This is a genomic window from Lysinibacillus sp. FSL K6-0232 (genome assembly GCF_038008325.1).
Lineage (GTDB): Bacteria > Bacillota > Bacilli > Bacillales_A > Planococcaceae > Lysinibacillus.
On record NZ_JBBOYW010000001.1, the window covers coordinates 1,183,553 to 1,206,976 of the forward strand.

Sequence of the window (23,424 nt, forward strand, 5' to 3'; positions counted from 1 at the left end):
AGCATCTTAAAAAAGGTGAAAAAAGCGTTTCGCATGTATCTTTTGTTATAATAAAAGTATCTATTAGGCAAGAGTGAGGGAATTTTTAATATGACGACATATACTCCAATGATGCAACAGTATCTACAGGTAAAAGAAGAATATAAAGATGCCTTTTTATTTTTTAGATTAGGCGACTTTTATGAAATGTTTTTTGAGGATGCGATTAATGCCTCGCAAATTTTAGAGATTACACTAACAAGCCGAGATGCTGGCGCAAAAGAAAGAATTCCAATGTGTGGTGTGCCGCATCATTCGGCTAAAAATTATATTGAAACACTTGTGCAAAAGGGCTACAAAGTGGCAATTTGTGAGCAAACAGAAGACCCAAAGCAAGCAAAAGGTGTAGTCAAGCGTGAAGTTGTACAGTTAATTACACCGGGTACTATTATGGAAGGCAAGACGCTTGACGGTAAATCGAATCATTTTATTGGAGCGGCTGAGCAACTAGATGCTCAAACATTTGGCTACGCTTATTTGGATTTATCGACAGGTGAAGCGGTCGCTTCTTCGCTTGAAGGTGATGGTAAGGCATTATTAATGCAAATGCAGGCTTATGGTATTCGTGAGCTAATTGTGACAGAAAGCTTACAACTATTATTGGCTGAGCATGCAGTGAATGCAGGAATTGTTCTTTCGATTGAAGAAGATGAAATGACCATGGAACAGGCAGCAAGCTATGTAGAGGCTGTACCACAAGCATTACAAATTCCATGCTTACGCTTGCTTGCCTATATCGATAAAACACAAATGCGCTCATTATCGCATATTCAAGCATTTACATTTAATGAGCTTAAAAATTATTTACGCATTGATTCAAGCTCTAAACGTAATCTAGAGCTGATTCAATCGATCCGTGGCGGCGATCAAAAGGGCACACTGCTATGGTTGCTGGATGATACAGTAACAGCAATGGGTGGGCGTAAATTAAAGCAATGGCTACATCAGCCGCTTGCAACACGTTCAGCAATTGAAGCTAGATTGGCGATTGTCACAGATTTATTAGAAGAATATTTTGTACGAACAGAGCTACAAGCCTCTCTAAAACAAGTATATGATCTAGAGCGCTTGGCTGGTCGTGTTGCTTTTGGCAATGTAGGTGGGCGTGATTTAGCACAGCTGCGCGACTCATTACGACAAGTGCCGACGATTCAGCAGCAGCTACTGGACGCTAATAAGGAAACACTTCAACGATTAGGCGCGGCACTCGATACTTGTGCAGATGTTGAGGCATTACTAGCACGAGCTATTACGGATAATCCACCTATTACCATTAAAGAGGGGGATGTGATTCGTGATGGCTATAATGAGCGCTTAGACGAGCTACGCTATGCCGCTCGCAATGGCAAGGATTGGATTGCCCAGCTTGAGCAGGAGGAGCGTGCGAAAACAGGAATTAAAAACTTAAAAATTGGCTATAACCGTATTTTTGGTTACTATATTGAAATTACAAAATCCAATATTCATTTAGCAGATTTAACACGCTATGAGCGCAAGCAAACATTAGCAAACGCTGAGCGTTATATTACGCAGGAATTAAAAGAAAAGGAAGCATTAATTTTAAATGCAGAGGAAGAAAGCTTAACATTAGAATACAACCTATTTGTGGAAATTCGCGATGCATTAAAGGTATTTATTCCACGTGTACAAGCGCTAGCAGCAAGCATTAGCGAATTAGATGTACTATTAAGCTTTGCAAGTGTTTCCGAAAAATATCGTTTTACAAAGCCAGAATTTCATAAGGGGCGTGCGCTTGAGATTATTGAGGGACGACATCCTGTTGTGGAAAAAATGCTCAATAAACAAATGTATGTACCAAACGATTGTATTCTTGAGGAAGCCAATAATATGATGCTCATTACAGGACCTAATATGTCTGGTAAAAGCACTTATATGCGTCAGGTAGCATTAATTGTTGTGATGGCACAAATGGGCTGCTATGTACCTGCTGAAAGGGCAAAGCTGCCGATCACTGATCAAATTTTTACACGTATTGGTGCAGCAGACGATTTAGCAGCAGGACAATCGACATTTATGGTGGAGATGCTTGAATCACAGCATGCTATTATGCATGCAACGAAAAACAGTTTGATGCTATTTGATGAAATCGGGCGTGGAACATCGACTTATGATGGCATGAGCTTGGCGCAATCGATGATGGAATATATTCATGACAAAATTGGAGCAAACACATTGTTCTCTACGCATTATCATGAATTAACAGCGCTTGAAAAGGATTTGCCACGCTTACAGAATGTGCATGTGTCTGCCACTGAAAAAAATGGTACAGTTGTCTTTCTGCATAAGGTGAAAAAGGGCGCGGCTGATAAATCCTACGGTATACATGTAGCACAGCTTGCTCAATTGCCAGAGGAGATTTTAATAAGAGCGCGTGTTTTACTTGAAGATTTTGAGGCAGGTAAAGAGGTAGTGGCTGAAGTGCAGCAAGTAGCGGAGCAGCCTGTACAGATGTCATTATTTGCAGAGGAGGAACCTCTTTCGCCAGCCAAAGCAGAGGTGCTTAAAAAATTAGAAAAGCTCAATATTTTAGGCACATCACCAATGCAGGCGATCAATATTTTATATGAGCTACAGCAAGAGTTACTAAATGCTAAAAAATAAAGGAGTGATACGAGCATGGGAAACATACAAATTATGGACGAATGGCTCTCCAATAAAATTGCAGCAGGGGAAGTAGTAGAACGACCAGCCTCTGTTGTTAAAGAGCTTGTTGAAAATGCGATTGATGCTGGTAGTACATCCATTGATGTTTTTTTACTAGAAGCAGGTCTTACTTCTATTCAAGTAATTGATAATGGTAGTGGGATGGATGAAGAGGATGCTTTAAAATCATTTTCTCGCCATGCAACGAGTAAAATCTATCAGGAGCATGATTTATTTCGCATTCGTACACTTGGCTTTCGCGGAGAGGCCTTGGCATCCATTGCTGCTGTTTCTAAAATGACGCTTATTACATCCAATGGTGAATCGGGTACATATTTAGAGCTTGAGGGTGGACATATGATGACACACAAGCCTGGTCCTTTACGCAAAGGAACAGATATTACCGTATCACAGCTATTTTTTAATACACCTGCTCGTTTAAAATATATGAAAACCATTCAAACAGAGCTTGGGCATACAATTGACCTTATTAATCGACTAGCCCTTGGCAATCCACAAATTGCGTTTCGCTTATTGCACAATGGTCAACAATTGCTGCAAACAAATGGACGAGGCGATGTGCAGCAAGTGCTTGCTGCGATTTATGGTGTCCATAACGCCAAGAAAATGGTGTCGTTCCAAGGCGAGTCACATGATTATAAAATTTCGGGCTTTTTATCCTTACCAGAAATAACGCGTGCTTCGAAAAATTATATGTCCATCTTTGTGAATGGGCGTTGGGTAAAGCATTATTTAGTGCAAAAAACGATTGTGGATGCATACCATACGTATTTACCGATTGAGCGCTTTCCAATTGTTGTGCTTTATATAAAGGGCGACCCCTATTTAACAGATGTAAACGTCCATCCTGCCAAACATCAAATCCGTTTAAGTAAAGAACCTGAGCTTTTAACATTGATTGGGGAAACAGTACGAGAGGCGCTCCGTTCAGTCATGCGTGTGCCACAAATGGAGAAAAAGGAAAAAGTCCAAAAGCCTGCTACGGAGCAATTAAATATATGGAAGCCAGCACCTAAAATGGATGTTGAAAAAATGAACACCATTGTAGAAAAGCTATACAATGTTCAAACCGTCAAGGAGTCTGAGCTTGATAATAGCGTAGAGCCGGAGCCTATTGCTACGATGATGGAGGATAGCTGGCAACCAATGCCACAGCAGGAGGCGGCAGCGGCTGAAGAGGTGCTAGACGTAGCACAGCCGCCCGCTAAGGAACCATTTCCAGCGCTTGAGGTTGTTGGACAAATTCATGGCACCTATATTGTTGCACAAATGGAGGATGGCTTTTATTTAATTGATCAGCATGCCGCACAGGAGCGCATTAAATATGAGTTTTTCCGTGAAAAGGTTGGTCAGGTCAATCCACAGGAGCGTCAGGCATTATTGCTGCCGCTTACCTTCCACTATACAGCCGATGAAGCGCTTATTTTACGGGAAAATAAGCATGAGCTAGAAACTGTAGGGGTGTTTTTAGAGGAATTTGGACAATCCTCCTTTGTCATACGGGAGCATCCAAGCTGGTTTCCTAAAGGTGAGGAACAGGAAATTATCGAGGATTTAATTGAGCAAGTGCTGACAACGAAAAAAGCAGATGTTAAAAAATTACGTGAGGACGCTGCTATTATGATGAGCTGTAAAAAATCCATTAAAGCTAATCATTATTTAACAAAGGAGCAAATGGAGGCATTGCTGCGAGATTTACGCAAGGCAGAAAATCCATTTACATGCCCACATGGACGTCCAGTGCTTATTCATTTTACAACCTATGAAGTAGAAAAAATGTTTAAGCGAGTGATGTAGTGCAAGGGATGAAAATGAAGATTTATTGTTTGGTGATTATCAAAGGGATAGGCTTATATTACTGATTACTCCGTTGCAGCGCGTACAATGCTCTATCATATTGACGAATTGCAATGGAATCAGGAGCCTTGTTAGCTATTAAATATTCTCATGTCAATGCTGCCTGAGGTAAGAAATTTACACAGCAATAGCACCAAATATTTTCTTTGGCAAAAAAATTCCGATTGCAGGCATTGCTGGTGATCAGCAAGCAGCTCTTTTGGGCAAGCTTGCTTTACAAAGGACATGGCAAAAACACGTATGGCATTGGCTGCTTTATACTATTAAATACAGAGCAACAGGTAGTTCAATCTGACAACGTTACCTATACATTAGAGGGCAATGTGTTTCAGCTATCCAATGGCTTCGTACTGCTAAGAATTTAGAAATGTATTCGAAAAAAGTGGAACATACGGAAGTAATATTTTACAGGTAAAGCTGAATGAATCTACAGCACTAGGAGCAGCCTATTTAGCAGGGCTTGCCACAGGTTTTTGGCAAAATCAAGATGAACTATCTGCACTTTGGACAAGTAGGAAAATCTATCAGCCACAAATGAAGGAAAACTAAGCTACAGCACTGTATAAAGGCTGTAGAGGCGACAACAATTTTTAAATTATAGCTATTGGGGGAGAAAAGTATGTTTTCATTTGAGCAGCGTCCTAAAATTTTACTCTATTTAGAGCACTATAGTTTTGATGTACTCGTTATTGGTGGAGGTATTACAGGAGCAGGCATTGCACTAGATGCTGCATCAAGGGGGCTATCTGTTGCCTTAATTGATATGCAAGATTTTTCAGCAGGTACATCGAGTCGTTCAACAAAGCTGATTCACGGGGGTTTACGTTATTTAAAGCAATTCGATGTTGGCGTAGTAGCGGAAGTAGGACGTGAGCGTGAAATTGTTTATGATAATGCCGTTCATGTTACAACACCTGAAAAAATGCTCTTGCCCTTATATAAAAAGGGCTCCCTTAGTCCGCTCACAACATCGCTAGCATTAAAGGTGTATGACCGTTTGGCGGGTGTAAAAAAGCAGGAGCGTCGAACAATGCTAAGCGCAGAGGAAACGCTTGCATTAGAGCCTTTACTAAACCCAGATGGACTTGTTGGTGGTGGCTATTATGTAGAGTATCGTACAGATGATGCACGACTTACCATCGAAGTATTAAAAAAAGCCGCAGAGCATGGAGCACTTTGCGTTAATTATGCTGAGATGACAGCGTTTATTTATGACAGGAAAAAGCTCGTTGGCATTAAGGTAAAGGATCATGTAACAGGCAGAATCTTTGATGTTCATGCCGCACAAATTGTCAATGCAGCAGGTCCTTGGGTGGATGTAATACGACAAAAGGATAAAGTCACGGATAATAAGCAACTACGTTTAACAAAGGGCGTTCATATTGTTGTAAGCCAAAAATATTTTCCGCTGAAGCAGGCTGTTTATTTTGATATTGTGGATGGGCGAATGGCTTTTGCGATTCCACGTGATGGAAAAGCCTATATTGGCACAACAGATACAGTTTTTGAGGGTGACCCAATACATCCTGTTGCAACAAAGAAAGATGTCGATTATTTAATAGAGGCAGCGAAAAAAGTATTTCCAACGGCTACGATTACCAAGGATACAATTGAATCGACATGGGCAGGAGTACGTCCGCTTATCTATGAAAAAGGCAAGGATCCCTCTGAAATCTCCAGAAAGGATGAAATTTGGATAGCACCAAGTGGGTTAATGACGATTGCAGGTGGTAAACTAACAGGCTATCGTCAAATGGCAGAAACCATTGTGGATAAAATTGTGAAGCTTCGTCGCTATAAGCATGCAGGCCCCTGTCTAACACGTGAGCTCTCACTTTCTGGTGCAAAGGGCATCAATGCGATTAATTTCCCTGACTATATCGCCTATAAAGCGCGAGAAGGTGTACAATACGGCTTAAACTATGATGAAGCAAAGCAGCTTGTCCAAAAGTATGGTACAAATGTCGATGCGTTATTTGACCGTGTCAAATATTTGCATGAACACGGTAGCACAATGCCCCTTGCCTTACATGCAATGTTACTGTATGGCATTGAAGCAGAAATGGTCTACACACCAAGTGACTTCTTTATTCGTCGTACAGGTTTATTATACTTTGATATTGAAGCCGTTAAGCTCTATAAGCAGCAGGTTGTACAAGTGATGCAGCAGCGTTTAAATTATACAGAGGCACAAAAAAATGCCTATATCACACAGCTTGATCAAGCGATTATGGATGCGACATATTTTGCGAAAGAGGGAGAGTAACAAATGACACGCTATATTCAAATGTCAGATCAGCATTTTATTTTCACTCGCACATTACAGCCAAAGGCACCATGCATTGGTCATATTCATATTTTACATGGTATGGCAGAGCATAGTGGTCGTTACCTTTCATTTGCACAAACACTGAATGCAGCAGGCTATGCTGTAACAATGCATGATCATCGTGGACATGGCGAAACGGCTGCCTATAATGGCACTTTAGGCTTTTTCGCTGAACATCATGGCTTTGAGCGTGTTGTGAAAGATGCTCATGAGATTATTACACAGCTACACAAGCAGTTTGCTGATGTGCCATTAATACTTTTTGGTCATAGTATGGGTTCATTTATTACAAGACGCTATATTCAACTATATAGCAATAATGTGGATAGAGTGATTTTATGTGGAACAGGCAATGTTACAGCATTACATGCGGTAGGAAATCTTCTTGCTAGGGCATTAGCAAAAGGACTTGGTAAAGAAACAGAGAGTCAGCTATTAAATCAGCTCAGCTTTGGCAGCTTTAATAAGCAATTCCCAAATCCCAAAACGGCTTACGACTGGCTAACTTCTGTCCAGCAAGAGGTTCAAAAATATATTGATGATCCGTATTGTGGCTTTATTCCAACAAATCAATTTTTCGTTGATTTAACAACAGGCTTTACAACATTGAATCGCAAAAAGGAAATCGCTAAAGTGAGGAAGGATTTGCCGATTCTTTTGATAAGCGGCAGCAAGGACCCTGTTGGTGAACAGGGCTTAGGTGTTTACACAGTTGCTGAGCAATTCGCAGCAGCAGGTGTACAGGATGTAACGGTTTATTTATTTGAGGATAAACGTCATGAAATTTTAAATGAAGATAATCAACAAGCAGTTTTTCAAGTTTTATTACGGTGGTTAGAAAAATATGATACAAAGTAGTATAGAGCAGGCTGAAGTGGTAGCCATCGTTGGTCCCACTGCCTCTGGTAAAACAGCGTTAAGCATTGAATTAGCCAAAAAATATAATGGAGAAATTATTAACGGTGATTCCATGCAAATTTATAAGGGGCTAGATATTGGTACAGCTAAAATTACAGAGCAGGAGATGGAGGGAATTCCCCATCATTTACTTAGCTTTTTAGAGCCAACGGAAGCTTTTTCTGTGGCAGATTACCAAAGGCTAGTACGGGACAAAATTGCAGAAATTCAAGCCAGACAGAAGCTTCCCATCATAGTTGGTGGCTCAGGCTTATACATCCAAGCCGTACTTTATGATTTCCAATTTACTGAAGAACGAGTAGATGAAGCGACACGTAAAGCTTACTATGATGAGCTAGCAGCACTCGGCCCAGAGGCAATGCATCATAAGCTACAAAAGCTAGACCCTAAAACAGCCGCAACCATTCATCCTAATAATACACGCCGTGTGATTCGCGCATTGGAAATGCTGGAGTTAAGTGGTGTATCAAAAGCGGCTGAAGCCCAAAATCGTGGACAAGTACCGCTGTATAAGCATGTTATTATTGGGCTAGGGCAAAATATGTCCCGTGAAGTGCTATATGACCGTATTAACCGTCGTGTCGATATCATGATGGAGCAAGGGCTTTTAGACGAAGTAAAAGGTCTATGGCAGCAGAATATTCGAGGTGTGCAGTCCATTCAAGCAATTGGCTACAAGGAATTATATGATTACTTAGATGGCAAATGCTCATTAGAGGAAGCGATTGATAGCTTAAAACAAAATTCACGCCGCTATGCGAAAAGGCAGCTAACTTATTTTCGTAATAAAATGGACGTTTATTTTTTAACAGCCGATGAGCAATTATAGATAAATTACTCATTGATAAATTGGTAGAACATGCTACTATAGGAATGAAGAGGTAGAAAGTTGGTAGGGAGGCTATTGGATGAAATCAATTAATTTGCAAGATGCGTTTTTAAATCAATTACGTAAAAACAGTATTTTTGTCACTGTCTTTTTGTTAAATGGATTTCAGCTAAAGGGAACAGTGAAATCCTATGATAATTTTACCGTTTTATTAATGGATGTTGAACATAAGCAACATCTTATCTACAAGCACGCTATTTCTACATTCGTTCCAGCCAAGCACGTAGAGTTGTTAGAAACTGAATGATAAAGGTTATAAAACAGCTAATGCGTTCTTCGCACTAGCTGTTTTTTAGACTTCAAGCTATAATGATAGAGGAAATTGCTATTTTGGAGGCTATAATAATGAAATCAATGGAAACAACACAATTATTAGAACTATTGGATGCAAATGAAGATTTATATATTATTGATGTACGTGAAGACGATGAGGTTGCACACGGCATGATCCCTGGCGCACAGCATATTGCTCTTGCTACAATCCCTGAGCGCCTAGAAGAATTAGATGTCACAAAGCCATATATTATTGTTTGTAAGGCAGGAGGACGCTCTGCCAATGCCTGCGCTTACTTAGAGGCACATGGATTCGATGTAACAAACCTTGAAGGCGGCATGCTTGCATATGATGGTGAGTTGGAGTTTAAATAACCTCTTTCAAAGAAAACGGATAGAACAGCCAAAATGGCGGATAGAATCCAAAAAGTGACGGATAGAGTGACCGAACTGATGGATAGAAGGTAGAAATAGAAGTTTCAATTATATAAAAGCATTAGGTGCCCATTACGGGAGAATAGGGAATAAAGTGAAAAGCTTTAGCGGACCCGCCACTGTATAAGGGAGTTTCATAGCGAATACCACTGGTGAATAGCTGGGAAGGTGTTATGAAATGTTGAACTTGAGCCAGAAGACCTGCCTGCTTGCTTTGGGAAGATATAGATGATGGAAAAGTCTGTAGTTTATTTGTCATGACAATAAACTACAGACTTTTTTGTTTAAATGAAGGGAGAAATAATGATGCAATTATTACAAAGTACAATTCATAACATTCAGGGTGTTCAGAAGGAGATGATGGAGCAAGCAAAAATGCGAATCGATACACTATGTAAGCCTCCGGGAAGTTTAGGGAAACTGGAGTCCATTGCTGTACAGCTTGCTGGAATAACAGAACAGTTAGTGCCAAGCCTTGAACAAAAGGTCATGATTGTTTGTGCGGCAGATCATGGTGTTTGTGAGGAGGGTGTTACATCCAATCCACAAGATGTTACGCTCCTTCAAACATTAAATTTTCCGAAGGGTGGTACAGGTGTTTGTGCGATTGCCCGTATAACGAATACAAAGGTTGTCACAGTAGATGTTGGTGTTAAAGGGGATATTCCGCCTGATGCTGGTGTTATAATGCAGAAAATTAAATATGGCACTGCTAATATGGCAAGAGGTTCTGCTATGTCCAGAGAGGAAGCGATTCAATCTATTGAAGTCGGGATTCATGTGGCAATGGAGGAAATAGCACAGGGAGCTACTGTACTTGGAACAGGGGAAATGGGGATTGGTAATACAACACCAAGCGCTGCTATATTAGCTGTTTTGACGGGCTGTGATCCTATTGATGTTACAGGGTTTGGTGCAGGTGTTGGTCAAGGGGGCATTGCACATAAAGTAGCTGTTATTAAAAAAGCCATTGCGATTAATCAACCAAATCCTAAAGATATAATTGATGTACTGGCTAAAGTTGGAGGGCTAGAGATAGGAGCGATGGCTGGTGTTATACTTGCTGCTGCTGCACATCGTAAGCCTGTTGTAATTGATGGTTTTATTTCGACTATTGCTGCACTTATTGCCTATAAGCTTGAGCCGAAAGTAAAGGATTATATGATTCCTTCTCATGCCTCAGAGGAGCCGGGTGCTAAAATGGCTGCTGAATTGCTTGGCATTGAGCCGATGCTACATATGAATATGCGCTTAGGAGAAGGCTCTGGCGCAGCCTTAGCCTTCCCGATTTTGGATGCGGCTTGCTCAATGATGAAAAATATGGCGACATTAGAGGAAACGATGAAATTAGAAAAACCAAACAATGTGTGATAGCATTGTTTGGTTTTTTATTAGTGACGGATAGCTAATAGGAAAATTATGCTCTGTTTAATTTACGTAAGGGTAAACGCCATTTCAACATATAAGAAAGAATACGTAATGCTGTAATGATAGCAAATAAAATATAGAGAAAAATATCTCCTGTAAACATTTCAAGCCCAATAATTAGACCTGCAAGTGCAGCCCATACGCCATAGACTTCATCACGAAGCACTAAAGGCTTTCGTCGTGCTAATAAATCGCGCACAATGCCTCCACCTGAGCCTGTTAAAACAGCAGCGACAATAACGGCACTGATGGGCATATCGAGTTTGACCGCATAGAGCGCACCCTGAATTGCAAATGCGGATAAACCAATGGCATCTGTGAAATTACCCCAGCGATGCCAGTGCTGGATAAGGTGATGCGGAAAAATAAAAAAGATTGTAATGGCTGCAAGTGCAATTTGGAACATCATATCTTGCCCCCATAATGTTGTAACAGGCAGACCAATCAATAAATTTCGGATAGCTCCGCCCCCAAAGGCTGTCACAATTCCCAATATATAAACACCGAATAAATCGTACTCCTCTTCCATTGCAATAATTGCTCCTGAAATAGCAAAGGCAATTGTTCCAATAATACTAAAAACTTCCCAAGCCATCTCCTTCATCCCTTCTTAGTAACAAAATATATGAATTTTCTAGCAAAATTTAGCTGCTAAATAGTCCGCACATTAGCTTAGCGTAAATTGCGCAAAGAAACAATAGGCAAGTTTTGCAGGTAGACAAACAAATTGTTAAGATAATATTGGAATAAAGTAAAACATCCGTCAGCGTAAATATACGGGACAACTGTGAAATGGAGAAGAAAAGAATGACGTTTACGACAAATTTATCAGCACAAACGCTAGCATTAGCGGCAAAAATAGAGGGAAAAGTTCAACCCTATCATGCAAAAGTGGAGGAAATGGCATTTTATAATCAGCAAAAAGTATTAGGGGCTTTTCGTAAGCATCAGGTGAGCGACTATCATCTACATCCATCAAATGGCTATGGCTACGATGATGAGGGGCGCGATAATTTAGAGCGTGTTTATGCGGAGGTATTTGGCGCAGAGGCAGCCATTGTACGACCACAAATTATTTCAGGAACACATGCGATTACACTTAGTCTATTCGGTGTACTACGACCTGGCGATGAACTGCTGTATATTTCAGGTCAGCCATATGATACATTGCAAGCCATTGTCGATGGTGGTGACCGAGATACCGGCTCATTAAAGGATTACAATATTGGCTATCGACATGTTGATTTATTGGATAATCAAGCCATTGATTGGGACGGAGTAGCAGCAGCCATTACCGAGCGCACGAAAATGATTGCTATTCAACGCTCTAAGGGCTATGCGACACGTCCATCTTTTACAGTTGCTGATATTGCGGATATGTGTGCGACAGTGCGTAAATTAGCACCACACGCTGTTATTTTTGTTGATAATTGTTATGGTGAGTTTGTAGAGGCACAGGAGCCAACAGAGGTTGGGGCTGATTTAATGGCAGGCTCACTTATTAAAAATCCAGGTGGCGGCTTAGCAAAAATCGGTGGCTATATTGCAGGGCGTGCAGATTTAGTGGAAAAATGTGCTTATCGTATGACATCTCCAGGGATTGGGGCAGAAGCGGGCGCTACCTTAAATACATTGGCTGATTTTTATCAAGGGTTTTTCTTAGCGCCACATGTGGTATCACAATCATTAAAGGGTGCTATTTTTACCGCAGCGATGCTAGAGGAAATTGGAATGAGCACCTCGCCAAGCTACAATGCAAGTCGTACAGATTTAATTCAATCGGTTTCATTCCAAACAGCTGAGCAAATGATTGCCTTTTGTCGTGAAATCCAAGCGAATTCACCGATTAATGCCCACTATGCACCTGAACCAGCCTATATGCCGGGCTATGAGGATGATGTCATTATGGCAGCAGGCACATTTATACAAGGCTCCAGCATTGAGCTAACAGCAGATGGCCCAATACGCCCACCATTTACAGCGTTTATCCAAGGAGGATTAACGTATGAGCATGTAAAATTTGCCATTTGCAGTGCGGTGCAGGCGATTCAAAATAGCTAAATAAAACGTTATAAACTATAAAATTGAATAGTTTTTTACAATTTTTCATCGGTTTTAAAAAAATATAACCAATCATGTTAGGTAACCTTACATGATTGGTTGACAGTGCAAAAATTTCGTTATATGATTAGCGGGTATTGGAGGAGGACTTAAATGAGTCGTGAAATTAGACGAACGATGCCGTTATTATCGATGAGTATTGTGATGCAATTAACAGAACTTTCGGCACGACAAATTCGTTATTATGAAGAACACCATTTAATTGAGCCGCACCGAACAGAGGGCAACCGTCGCATGTTTTCATTAAACGATGTCGACACATTGCTTGAAATTAAAGATTATTTAGAGCAGGGTATGAATATGGCAAAAATTAAAAAGATTTTTGCGAAAAAGAACAATCCTGCTGCAACGATTGATGAACAAGATTTAAGTGATTCAGAATTACGCAAGATTATGCGTGAGGAAATGCGTCAAGCACAGCGCATGCAAAAAGCATCCATCCGACGCGGGGATTTATCTCGTTTCTATTAATTAATAGGAGTGAGTAAACATATAAGCTAGACAAATTATAGGAGTGTGGAAAACTGTGGGTAAATACACAAAAGAGGACATTAAACGTCTTATCGAAGAAAAACATGTAAGCTTTATTCGTTTACAATTTACAGATATTCTTGGCACAATCAAAAACGTTGAGATTCCTGTAAGTCAACTAGACAAAGCATTAGATAATAAAATGATGTTTGATGGCTCATCTATTGAAGGCTTCGTTCGCATTGAAGAATCAGATATGTATTTATATCCTGATCTTGATTCTTTCGTAGTATTCCCTTGGACTTCTGAAAAAGGAAAAGTTGCACGTTTTATTTGTGATGTATATACAGCTAAAGGCGAACCGTTTGCTGGTGACCCACGTAATAACCTGAAACGAATTCTGAAAAAAATGGAAGAAATGGGCTTCTCAAGCTTCAATTTAGGGCCTGAGCCAGAATTCTTCTTATTCAAATTAGATGCAAAAGGCGAACCAACATTAGAAGTAAATGACCATGGCGGTTACTTCGATTTAGCGCCAACTGACCTTGGTGAAAACTGCCGTCGTGATATTGTATTAGAGTTGGAAGAAATGGGCTTTGAAATCGAAGCATCTCACCATGAGGTAGCACCTGGGCAGCATGAAATCGACTTTAAATATGCAGATGCTATAACAGCTTGTGACAATATCCAAACATTTAAGCTTGTTGTAAAAACAATTGCACGTAAGCACGGCTTGCATGCTACATTTATGCCGAAGCCTTTATTTGGCGAAGCTGGTTCTGGTATGCACTTTAATGTGTCATTATTTAGAGGTAAGGAAAATGCATTCTACGATGCATCTACTGAATTAGGACTTTCTGAAACAGCTATGCAGTTTATGGCAGGCGTTCTTGCACATGTTCAAGGCTTTACAGCTGTCACAAATCCAACAGTTAACTCTTATAAACGTCTAGTACCTGGTTATGAAGCACCATGTTATGTAGCATGGTCTGCACAAAACCGTTCACCATTAATTCGTATCCCATCAGCACGTGGTCTTTCTACTCGTGTTGAGGTACGTTCTGTGGACCCATCTGCAAATCCATATTTAGCGATGGCTGTTATTTTAGAAGCGGGTCTAGAAGGTATCCGTCAACAATTAACACCACCAGCAGCGATTAACCGCAATATCTATGTAATGTCAGAGGAAGAGCGTAAAGCGAATGGTATTGAAAACTTACCACCAGCACTTGACGATGCTTTAGCATTACTTGCAAAAGATAAAGTAGCACAAGCAGCTTTAGGTGAGCATATTTACGCAAACTTTAAAGAAGCAAAAGAAATCGAATTCGATATGTACCGCACAACTGTCCATCAGTGGGAGCGCGATCAGTATTTAAAAATGTATTAATCATTCAAAAGGGTGACTCAAATATAACTTTGAGTCGCCCTTTTTCTATTGGCTCGGTTTTAGTTAATAGCCTTTAGATCTATGATGGCATGGTGGCATATGGCAGTGGTTATGTGGTGTGCCGCAAAGCGTATGGTTTTCACAGCATTCATTGACAACTGATTCTGTATATGGGAAATAGTATTGATGGTCAATCATATGTTTGTTTACTGTTGTAATATGTGCAGGTTGTACATGTGGCACAACTGTATGAATATAATTTGTACGTACATATTGTTCTGTTGGTAAAACTTGTGGTGGATCAAATTGCGTTGGCATCATTTGTGGTGGACAGCAGTGTGGACCTTTTGCCGAATGGCGTCTTCGTTGAAACATGTTATTACCTCCTGTTTTGATAAGTTGTAGTTCATTACTAACATATGAAATCTGTTTGAGTGGGGACTATTTATTTGCCTACTAATACATAGGTAAATCTAATAAGTAACTAAAATAATAGAAAACTTATAGTCAACTTATCTACACCTTTGAATGAAATGAACGTTTTTTTAAAACGCTCTTTGTAGAGTCATAAGCTTATTGTATAGAGCAATCGAATTGGTTAAATGCCATGAATGTTTAATTTAAAATAAATTTTTATCTAGGCTCAGCAAATTCTTTTTGTATCCAAAGCGAAGAGCATCAGCGATTGATTAAAAAAGCATGTTTTTTAAAAAATTGATATTGTCAATAAAACAATCGTACAGTATACTCTTTAATTGATAATGATTATTGTTGTCAATTAATTCTTAGGAGGATATGTATGTCAAAATTACCACTACAAAAAAACAATTTTTTTGTACTTTTCACGCTGCTATTAACCTTCGCGTTATTATTAGTCGGGTGTGGGGAGAAAACATCGAATTCCAGTAGTACACAACAAAATGATACAGCAGAAGAAAGTAATACAGAATCTTCTAGTCGTGAAATTACACATGCAATGGGTACTACAACGATTGAAGGCACACCTACAAAAATTGTTACACTATATCAAGGTGCTACAGATGTTGCAGTAGCAATGGGCATTAAGCCAGTTGGGGTAGTAGAATCTTGGGCTGAAGCGCCTGTTTATAATTATTTAAAAAATGATCTTGATGGCGTTGCGATTGTTGGACAAGAAACACAACCAAACCTTGAAGAAATTGCAAAGCTTAAACCAGATTTAATTATTGCTTCGAAAGTACGTCATGAGGAAATTTATGATCAGTTATCACAAATTGCACCAACAGTAGCTCATGAAACAGTATTTGATTTCAAAGGGACGGCTGAAATGATGGGACAAGCAATGCAGCAGGAAGACAAGGTCAAAGTGTTATTAGAAGATTGGGATACACGAGTTGCTGATTTCCAAACAAAAATCAAAGAGAAGCTTGGCGATAAATGGCCATTCCATGTTTCTGTTGTTAACTTTAGAGCAGACCATGCTCGTATTTATGTGACAGGGTATGCGGGTTCTATTTTATCTGAGCTTGGCTTCCAAGGTCCTAAAAATTTAACAGATGATTCTTTAGAAATTGTGAAGCTAACTGACAAGGAAAGCATCACACAAATGAATGCAGATGTTATTTATATGTTTATGGAAAATGATAACACAGTCAAAAAAACTTACGAGGAATGGACAAGCCATCCACTATGGAAAGAGCTGGATGCTGTGAAGGCAAATCAGGTTTATCAGGTAGATGAAATTAATTGGAATCTAGCTGGTGGAATCATTAGTGCTAATTTAATGTTAGATGATATTTATGACAAATTTGAATTAGAAAGATAGTAAATAAGGGCTGTTTAAAGTGTGAGAGCATGCTTAACACAGCCCTCTTATTGTAGTGTTTGAGCATTTTTGAAACCTACAACTATATGCGTAAGATAAATTGTAGAGCAAGAAAGTTGGCGTAAAATGAGAATTATTCTTTCTAGTACCTCGATGAAACAAATAGGCTTATTCATCAGTTGTTTGATTCTTTTGCTGGCATTTATCATCAGCACAGCTATTGGTCAAACGTCCATACCTTTCTCGTCAATCTATGATGCCATTTTTCATTTTGATGCTACTAACAAGGAGCATGTTATTATTCGAACATCTAGATTTACAAGAGCTGTGATTGCTACAGTAGTTGGCGCAGGTCTTGCTATAGCAGGGGCGTTAATGCGAGCATTAACAAGAAATCCTCTAGCAGCCCCTGATATTTTAGGTATTAATGCAGGAGCTATATTTTTTATTGTCAGCGCGATTACGCTATTTTCCATTAGTTCTTTAATGAGCTATATGTGGATTGCCTTTTTAGGGGCAGGTGTAGCGGGTGCTATGGTATTTTTCCTTGGCTCATTAGGACGAGATGGTTTAACACCGATTAAGATAGTATTAGCTGGTGCAGCGATTACAGCTCTATTTATCTCGTTTACGCAAGGGCTTTTAGTTATTGATGAACAGGGTTTACAAAGCGTCTTGTTTTGGCTAGCAGGTTCTGTATCGGGTCGTAGCATTGACATGCTTGTACCTGTCCTACCGTTTATTTTGGTGGTCACAGTCGTAGCAATATTTATGGGACGTTCTATCAATATTCTACAATCAGGTGATGATATTGCCAAAGGATTAGGACAACGAACAATGATTACGAAAATTACACTAGGTATAATAATTATTATACTTGCAGGCAGTTCAGTAGCTGTTGCAGGTTCAATCGGCTTTATTGGTTTGATTGTCCCTCATCTTGCCATTCATCTTGTTGGGATGGATTATCGCTGGATTATTCCGTATAGTGCCGTATTGGGAGCAATATTGCTACTATTAGCTGATATAGCAGCGAGATATGTAATTATGCCATTAGAAATGCCGATTGGCGTCATGACTGCCTTAATCGGAGCTCCCTTCTTCATCTATATTGCACGAAAGGGGTTAGCGAAAAATGCCTAATTATATGACGGTACGGACAAAATCTAATCGTATATCGTTTCAAATTGCCAAAAGAACTTGCTGGATTCTATTACTATTAAGCTTATTATTAGTGATTATTACGATTCTTAGTTTATCTGTAGGCAGTGAGTTTATCCACCCTATCACAGTGGTGAAAGAATTATTAGGCTATGGGAATGAAGATTACGATTTTGTCTTACATACATTAAGGCTGCCACGTGTATTAATGGCACTATTAGTTGGTGCTGCGTTAGGGGTTGCTGGTTTAATTTTACAAGGAATTATTCGTAATCCTCTTGCTGCTCCAGACATTATTGGTGTAACGAGTGGAGCGTCAATGGGTGCGATTGTCTTTATCGTATATTTTATGGGGTCTGTCAGCATTCAGTTTTTACCTTTAGCTGCTATTTTAGGTGCTGCCATTATCTCCTTTATTATTTATCTCCTATCATGGAGAAAAGGGGTCACACCTATTCGGATGGTGCTTATTGGTATCGGGATTTCTGCCTTAGCCAAGGCAGTTGTGACCATGCTCCTTGTCATCAGTGAAGTAGCCGCAACAACAAAGGCCTATTTATGGCTGACAGGTAGTTTGTATGGGGCGAATATGCAGGATGTCTATTTGCTATTACCATGGCTAGTTATTTTATTGCCACTAACGTTTATTTTGGCAAGAACAGTGAATGTAAAGGAGTTAGGAGATGACATAGCGATAGGGCTAGGTGTAAAAGTGCAAGTGTATCGTTTGCTTTTTCTACTCATTAGTGTGATGCTAGCTGGCTCTGCTGTCGCTTTTGCTGGTGGCATTGCCTTTGTTGGATTAGTGGCCCCTCATATGAGCAGAATGCTTGTCGGGCGTTCCTTTGCAGGATTAATTCCTGTGACAGCTATTATAGGTGGAATCATTGTTATTGTAGCTGATATTGTGGCACGAACAGCCTTTTTACCGAAGGATTTACCAACAGGCGTATTTACAGCTGCCATTGGCGCACCGTTCTTTATTTATTTACTATTTAGAACACGTAATCAATAAAGCTATAGGATAAAAGCGTGAGAAGAGGGTGACAGAATTTTGAAAAATATCTTAGAAGCACAAAATTTACATGTAAGCTATGGTGAAAATTTTATTTTGGAGGATTTGAATCTTCAAATACCAAAAGGCAAAATTACAGTATTAGTAGGGGCTAACGGTTGTGGGAAATCCACACTACTTCGAACATTTGCACGACTACAAAAAGCACAGTCAGGTGAAATTTTCTTAGATGATAATAAACTCGATGCCATTCCAACTAAAGAGGTGGCAAAACGTTTAGCTATTTTACCGCAGGGTCCTGTTGCGCCAGAAGGATTAACCGTTCAGCAATTGATTAAACAAGGTCGCTATCCTCATCAAAGCTGGTTAAAGCAATGGTCTACAGAGGATGAAAAAATTGTAAACAATGCACTTGAGGTAACACAGATGACTGAATTTGCTGATCGACCAGTAGATGCATTATCAGGCGGTCAGCGGCAACGTGTATGGATTGCCATGACATTAGCTCAAAAAACAGACCTTATTTTACTAGATGAGCCTACAACCTATTTAGATATGGCTCATCAAGTAGAAATTTTAGATTTACTATTTGAGTTAAATGAAAATGAAGGACGTACAGTCGTTATGGTATTACATGATTTAAACTTGGCCTGTCGCTATGCCCATCATATTGTGGCGGTGCGTAATAAACAGGTTTATGCGCAAGGTAGGCCAGAGGAGGTAGTGACAGCTGAAATGGTACAAGCAGTTTTTCGTATGGATTGTACAATTATTAACGACCCGCTATTCGGTACACCATTATGTGTTCCACATGGCAAGGGACGAACCGTCCAAACGGAGGAATTAGAGCAGGTAGGGATTAGTTGAGCTTAACACTGTCAGCTGAAGAAATATCAGTTTTGCTACGAGATTATCGCTTAACGATAGAGCCAACTGAAGATACTACTTACTCTCTATGTGCCAAAAATTTATTGGACAATGAACAAGCTCTAGCATATTTACAAAAAATTGCTCACTTCTTTCAGTTACTATCTACATTAGTGACAGCATCGTTATTTGCGAAGCGCTATAGCGTCCTAACGATGACCTCAGCATTCTACGTTATGTCAAAATACGATAAAAGGCTACATTGTAGAATTAATAATATTCGGCTAATAGATAGCACGGTGTCAGTACTAGTAGAAGATTGTGAATGAGGTTCTCAAAGAAATCTTTGCAAATAATTTAGCGAAGGTGTGACAATCATTAACGGCAATAAGTAAAGTTCCAAAAACAATCCTATGGGAAAATACAACGATTTATGTAAATTGGCTCTATAAAACAAAAATAAAAGAAGGAACCAGTGAGCAAGAAATAGCTCGTATACAAGAGGATTATCAGTATATTGTAAACGAAGCGCCAGGCTCCCTTTTTGGTGAAAGAAAGAATCCTTTAACGAACTATTGTAGACCTAAAGTGACAATCAAAGAATTGGAGCAACCAATACGCTTGAGCAAAACATGCTGTTTTTATTATCACACCTCTGAAGAAGCGAATGACTTTTGTATCTCCTGCCCGAAAATAAAAATGCCAAGTTAACCCCATGAAGTATTTACAACTCCCCAAAGTGAATAGACGGTTCCGTTTATTCACTTTTCTTTTTCCCACTATCATTTCCGTTAAATATCATGAGAAATATGAATGCATAAATATGCATAAAAATGTGAGGTTGAACCGAGCTTATGTTAGCGTTTACAATAGTTCTACAAAGTAGATTTGTTATAAAAACATGAATGAAGTTAGTTTTTTTCTGGATTAAACATTAAACTTCAAAGTTTTTGTAAAAGTTTTATAATAGCGGGAGGAATGCTGTATTGAATGAAAAGGGATGATTGTAACCGATATTTTTTATCATAAACAAAGGGGGCATGTTTAGACAGTTTGTACCACATAGAAGGAATATGATAATAAAGTAGTTATTTTCCATATAATGTCGATTGTAATTGTTTAGCAAAAATTTGTACTAGTAAAACAAGAAATGAGGTTTTGTCAAAAATGAAAAAGTATGCTACTTCCACGTATTTTTATTTTATTATTCCATCTTTAATCGGTATATTTTTATTTATGACACCAGTTTTATCAGATGGTGTCTGGAAAGTACCAATAGCTATTTTAGCGAATCAATTTGCAGGTATAGTTGCACCTATAATAAGTTATTTCACTGTTATAATGTTCGCCATTTCTGCCATTGGAGCGCTTATTGCGAAATTTATTCCTCGTAGAAATGCTAAAGAGCCCAGTATTTTAGATACATTATTTTATGTGAATTGGTTTTGGACGATTGTACGCTGTCTTGGTTTAGTGTTTGCATCAATGGTCGTTTTTAATTTTGGGCCTGCTGCTATTAATAATGAAAATACAGGTGGCTTGCTAATGGACCCAAATGGTGGACTTGTGACGTTTTTATTTACCATATTTTTATTCGCAGGGTTCCTTCTACCTTTTTTAACAAATTTCGGACTGCTTGAGTTTTTCGGTACAATGATGGTTCGTATTATGCGACCTCTTTTTAAAAGCCCAGGACGTTCATCCATTGATGCCCTTACATCATGGGTTGGTGATGGAACAATTGGGGTATTAATGACAAGTAAGCAATATGAGATGGGGAACTACACAAAAAAAGAAGCGGCTATTATTGCAACAAGCTTCTCTGTTGTATCTATTACATTTTGTATTGTTGTATTGGAAACAGTAGGTTTAGCAAACTATTTTATCCCATACTATTTAACAGTTGTTCTTTGTGGTCTTGTGCTAGCCATTATTATGCCACGAATTTATCCACTTGCTCAGAAAGAAGATACTTATATTGATGGTACACCGGTAGACTATTCACGTGAGAAGTTACCAGAGGGCTATAGTGCTGCATCGCATGGTTTAGAACATGCACTTGCTGTTGCACAGGCAAATCGTGATCCACGCCAATTTGTAAAGGATGGCTCAAGAAATGTTATTGATTTATGGATTGGTGTTGCACCGATTGTTATGGCTTTTGGTACAACTGCCTTAATGCTAGCTGAGTTTACAAGTATTTTCTCTGTCTTAGGGAAACCATTTGAGCCGATTTTAACAGTGCTTGGTTTACCAGAGGCAGCAGAGGCAGCACAAACAATGGTTGTAGGTTTTGCAGATATGTTCCTACCTTCAATTTTAGGTGCAGGTATTGAGTCAGAAGTAACAAGATTTGTGATTGCGGTTGTTTCTGTATCACAGCTCATTTATATGTCAGAAGTAGGTGGTCTTATTTTAGGAACAAAAATTCCACTGAAATTTTTTGACCTATATATAAGGTGATTAACTTTTAGACTTACACTCTTTTTCTTCGTTTTCCTGTATACTATTCTTAATAGATATGAAACGGAGAAAAATGATGCGTAAAATTGTCCTAATTCCTGAAGAACAAATTCCTGCTGCTTTAGAAGAATTAAAGCTTGTCATGAAAGAAGAAAACAATCATAAAATGTTCGTTCGCTACCAAGTGATTTATATGTTACTTTCCGGCGAATCGTATGAAAAAATTGTCGACTATACAGGTCTTTCTTTAGCGACGCTGTTCAATTATCGCAAAGCTTATTGTGAAAAAGGGATCGCTGGACTTGGACGTAAAAAACAACCTGGTCGAAAGCGTCATTTAACGGCTGAACAAGAAGCACGAGTCGTCGCGACAATTGTCAACCAAACGCCTAAAGATGCTGGTTTTCCCGTTGAAATGAACTGGACAGCGCCTCTTCTTCGCGATTGGATTGAGCGAACATTTGGTGTGTCTTTTTCTGTACGTGGGACACGTGATTTATTGTACCGTCTTGGTTTAAGTTATACGAAACCAACGTATACATTGGAAAAAGCAGACCCCCTCAAACAAGCAGTTTTCCTTGAAAAATTTGAACAGGCGAAAAAAAACTAATTCATGGTCAAATTGATCGTATTTTATTTGAAGACGAGTCAATGATCCGTGATTACCAAGCGATTTCCAACACGTGGTTTCTTAAAGGTCAACAAAAAATCATTCCAACATATGGCCGACATCAAGGGGTTAAGCTAATTGGTACATTGGATTACGAAACGGGCGATGTATTTTGCGTGCAAGAAGAACAATATACCGCTGTTGAATTCCTAAGTTTTTTAGAAAAAGTCATCGCTCGTTATCCGAATGAACGCATCGTGATGGTATTAGACAATGCGCGCATACACCATGCGAAATTGATTCAACCATTTTTAGAAAAGTATCAAGATTTCTTTGAATTTCTGTTCCTTCCGCCGTACAGTCCCAATTTAAATTTAATCGAAGGACTGTGGAAATGGATGAAGACAACGGTGATCCACAATGTCTTTTACTCAAATGTCGGAAAGATTCAACGTGCTGTCCAAGGCTTTATCCAAATGATTAATCAAACACCTGAAAATACGGTGAATAGGCTGTGCTTGAAACTCTAATTTTCTTTCACCGTATATATAGTTATTTTATTTATATTACGTACATTGATTTCATTACCAATTGCAGCAGCGGTGGGGCACTTGCTATTTTAATAAAAATGATCAAGATATTACGATACCTTCCTTGTCTAATATATAT

Annotated in this window: 22 protein-coding genes and 1 riboswitch; of the genes, 20 read left to right on the forward strand and 2 right to left on the reverse strand. The window is 39.2% G+C overall.

Annotation, left to right across the window (positions count from 1 at the left end; translation table 11 throughout):
• The first annotated feature begins 90 nt into the window (after window positions 1-90).
• The 9 genes from mutS to cobT all read left to right on the forward strand — a co-directional run bounded on the left by mutS (window position 91) and on the right by cobT (window position 10,796).
• On the forward strand, window positions 91-2,661 hold the full coding sequence (mutS, locus tag MHB42_RS05520; protein ID WP_340804836.1) for a DNA mismatch repair protein MutS: 2,571 nt from the start codon (window positions 91-93) through the stop codon (window positions 2,659-2,661).
• A 15-nt stretch (window positions 2,662-2,676) separates the two neighbouring features.
• Window positions 2,677-4,521 (forward strand): DNA mismatch repair endonuclease MutL, encoded by a 1,845-nt coding sequence (gene mutL / locus MHB42_RS05525; RefSeq protein WP_340804837.1) that lies wholly within the window; start codon window positions 2,677-2,679, stop codon window positions 4,519-4,521.
• A 206-nt stretch (window positions 4,522-4,727) separates the two neighbouring features.
• On the forward strand, window positions 4,728-4,946 hold the full coding sequence (locus tag MHB42_RS05530) for a hypothetical protein (RefSeq protein ID WP_340804839.1): 219 nt from the start codon (window positions 4,728-4,730) through the stop codon (window positions 4,944-4,946).
• Between the two features lie 254 nt (window positions 4,947-5,200).
• Window positions 5,201-6,847, forward strand: a complete 1,647-nt coding sequence (locus tag MHB42_RS05535; RefSeq protein WP_340804840.1) for a glycerol-3-phosphate dehydrogenase/oxidase — start codon at window positions 5,201-5,203, stop codon at window positions 6,845-6,847.
• A gap of 3 nt (window positions 6,848-6,850) precedes the next feature.
• A complete protein-coding gene (locus MHB42_RS05540) occupies window positions 6,851-7,768 on the forward strand; it encodes an alpha/beta fold hydrolase (RefSeq protein ID WP_340804841.1) in 918 nt (305 codons plus the stop codon).
• Window positions 7,755-8,657 carry a tRNA (adenosine(37)-N6)-dimethylallyltransferase MiaA gene (gene miaA / locus MHB42_RS05545; protein ID WP_340804843.1) on the forward strand — a complete coding sequence of 301 codons (903 nt, stop codon included), beginning with the start codon at window positions 7,755-7,757 and terminating at the stop codon, window positions 8,655-8,657. Before MHB42_RS05540 ends, miaA begins: the two co-directional genes overlap by 14 nt.
• Window positions 8,658-8,736: 79 nt before the next feature.
• Complete coding sequence (hfq, locus tag MHB42_RS05550) at window positions 8,737-8,964, forward strand: RNA chaperone Hfq (protein ID WP_340804844.1); 228 nt, start codon at window positions 8,737-8,739, stop codon at window positions 8,962-8,964.
• A 98-nt stretch (window positions 8,965-9,062) separates the two neighbouring features.
• On the forward strand, window positions 9,063-9,365 hold the full coding sequence (locus tag MHB42_RS05555; RefSeq protein WP_340804846.1) for a rhodanese-like domain-containing protein: 303 nt from the start codon (window positions 9,063-9,065) through the stop codon (window positions 9,363-9,365).
• A 106-nt stretch (window positions 9,366-9,471) separates the two neighbouring features.
• Window positions 9,472-9,648, forward strand: a riboswitch (cobalamin riboswitch).
• Window positions 9,649-9,731: 83 nt separating this feature from the next.
• Complete coding sequence (gene cobT, locus MHB42_RS05560) at window positions 9,732-10,796, forward strand: nicotinate-nucleotide--dimethylbenzimidazole phosphoribosyltransferase (protein WP_340808540.1); 1,065 nt, start codon at window positions 9,732-9,734, stop codon at window positions 10,794-10,796.
• A 46-nt stretch (window positions 10,797-10,842) separates the two neighbouring features.
• On the opposite strand, the gene MHB42_RS05565 is transcribed toward cobT, so the two are convergent.
• Window positions 10,843-11,448, reverse strand: coding sequence for a trimeric intracellular cation channel family protein (locus MHB42_RS05565; protein WP_340804847.1), 606 nt, complete (start codon window positions 11,446-11,448; stop codon window positions 10,843-10,845).
• A 212-nt stretch (window positions 11,449-11,660) separates the two neighbouring features.
• On the opposite strand from MHB42_RS05565, the gene MHB42_RS05570 reads away from it, so the two are divergent.
• From MHB42_RS05570 to glnA, 3 genes are all read left to right on the forward strand, one after another.
• On the forward strand, window positions 11,661-12,914 hold the full coding sequence (locus tag MHB42_RS05570) for a methionine gamma-lyase family protein (protein ID WP_340804849.1): 1,254 nt from the start codon (window positions 11,661-11,663) through the stop codon (window positions 12,912-12,914).
• Window positions 12,915-13,067: 153 nt separating this feature from the next.
• Window positions 13,068-13,445 carry a MerR family transcriptional regulator gene (locus MHB42_RS05575; protein ID WP_340804851.1) on the forward strand — a complete coding sequence of 126 codons (378 nt, stop codon included), beginning with the start codon at window positions 13,068-13,070 and terminating at the stop codon, window positions 13,443-13,445.
• 55 nt (window positions 13,446-13,500) lie between these two features.
• The gene (gene glnA, locus MHB42_RS05580; protein ID WP_340804852.1) at window positions 13,501-14,835 is read left to right on the forward strand and encodes a type I glutamate--ammonia ligase; all 1,335 of its coding nucleotides are present in this window, start codon (window positions 13,501-13,503) and stop codon (window positions 14,833-14,835) included.
• A 63-nt stretch (window positions 14,836-14,898) separates the two neighbouring features.
• Here the strand turns inward: glnA and MHB42_RS05585 are convergent, their stop codons facing one another.
• Window positions 14,899-15,210, reverse strand: a complete 312-nt coding sequence (locus tag MHB42_RS05585) for a CotD family spore coat protein (RefSeq protein ID WP_340804854.1) — start codon at window positions 15,208-15,210, stop codon at window positions 14,899-14,901.
• A 424-nt stretch (window positions 15,211-15,634) separates the two neighbouring features.
• On the opposite strand from MHB42_RS05585, the gene MHB42_RS05590 reads away from it, so the two are divergent.
• From MHB42_RS05590 to MHB42_RS05625, 8 genes are all read left to right on the forward strand, one after another.
• The gene (locus MHB42_RS05590; RefSeq protein ID WP_340804856.1) at window positions 15,635-16,639 is read left to right on the forward strand and encodes an ABC transporter substrate-binding protein; all 1,005 of its coding nucleotides are present in this window, start codon (window positions 15,635-15,637) and stop codon (window positions 16,637-16,639) included.
• A gap of 126 nt (window positions 16,640-16,765) precedes the next feature.
• Window positions 16,766-17,782 carry a FecCD family ABC transporter permease gene (locus MHB42_RS05595; protein ID WP_340804858.1) on the forward strand — a complete coding sequence of 339 codons (1,017 nt, stop codon included), beginning with the start codon at window positions 16,766-16,768 and terminating at the stop codon, window positions 17,780-17,782.
• Entirely contained in the window at window positions 17,775-18,815 is a 1,041-nt protein-coding gene (locus tag MHB42_RS05600; protein ID WP_340804859.1) for a FecCD family ABC transporter permease, read from the forward strand. The genes MHB42_RS05595 and MHB42_RS05600 overlap by 8 nt, the downstream gene beginning before the upstream one ends.
• Window positions 18,816-18,854: 39 nt before the next feature.
• Window positions 18,855-19,682: an ABC transporter ATP-binding protein gene (locus MHB42_RS05605; RefSeq protein ID WP_340804861.1), complete on the forward strand. Its 828-nt coding sequence runs from the start codon at window positions 18,855-18,857 to the stop codon at window positions 19,680-19,682.
• Window positions 19,679-20,011, forward strand: coding sequence for a hypothetical protein (locus MHB42_RS05610; protein ID WP_340804863.1), 333 nt, complete (start codon window positions 19,679-19,681; stop codon window positions 20,009-20,011). The genes MHB42_RS05605 and MHB42_RS05610 overlap by 4 nt, the downstream gene beginning before the upstream one ends.
• Before the next feature lie 259 nt (window positions 20,012-20,270).
• A complete protein-coding gene (locus tag MHB42_RS05615; RefSeq protein ID WP_340804864.1) occupies window positions 20,271-20,393 on the forward strand; it encodes a (2Fe-2S)-binding protein in 123 nt (40 codons plus the stop codon).
• Between the two features lie 456 nt (window positions 20,394-20,849).
• Window positions 20,850-22,145, forward strand: coding sequence for a YjiH family protein (locus MHB42_RS05620; protein WP_340804866.1), 1,296 nt, complete (start codon window positions 20,850-20,852; stop codon window positions 22,143-22,145).
• 76 nt (window positions 22,146-22,221) lie between these two features.
• A protein-coding gene (locus MHB42_RS05625; protein WP_340808510.1) for an IS630 family transposase occupies window positions 22,222-23,285 on the forward strand; the annotation gives its coding sequence in 2 pieces (ribosomal slippage) (window positions 22,222-22,743 and window positions 22,746-23,285; 1,062 coding nt in all).
• Window positions 23,286-23,424: the final 139 nt, after the last annotated feature.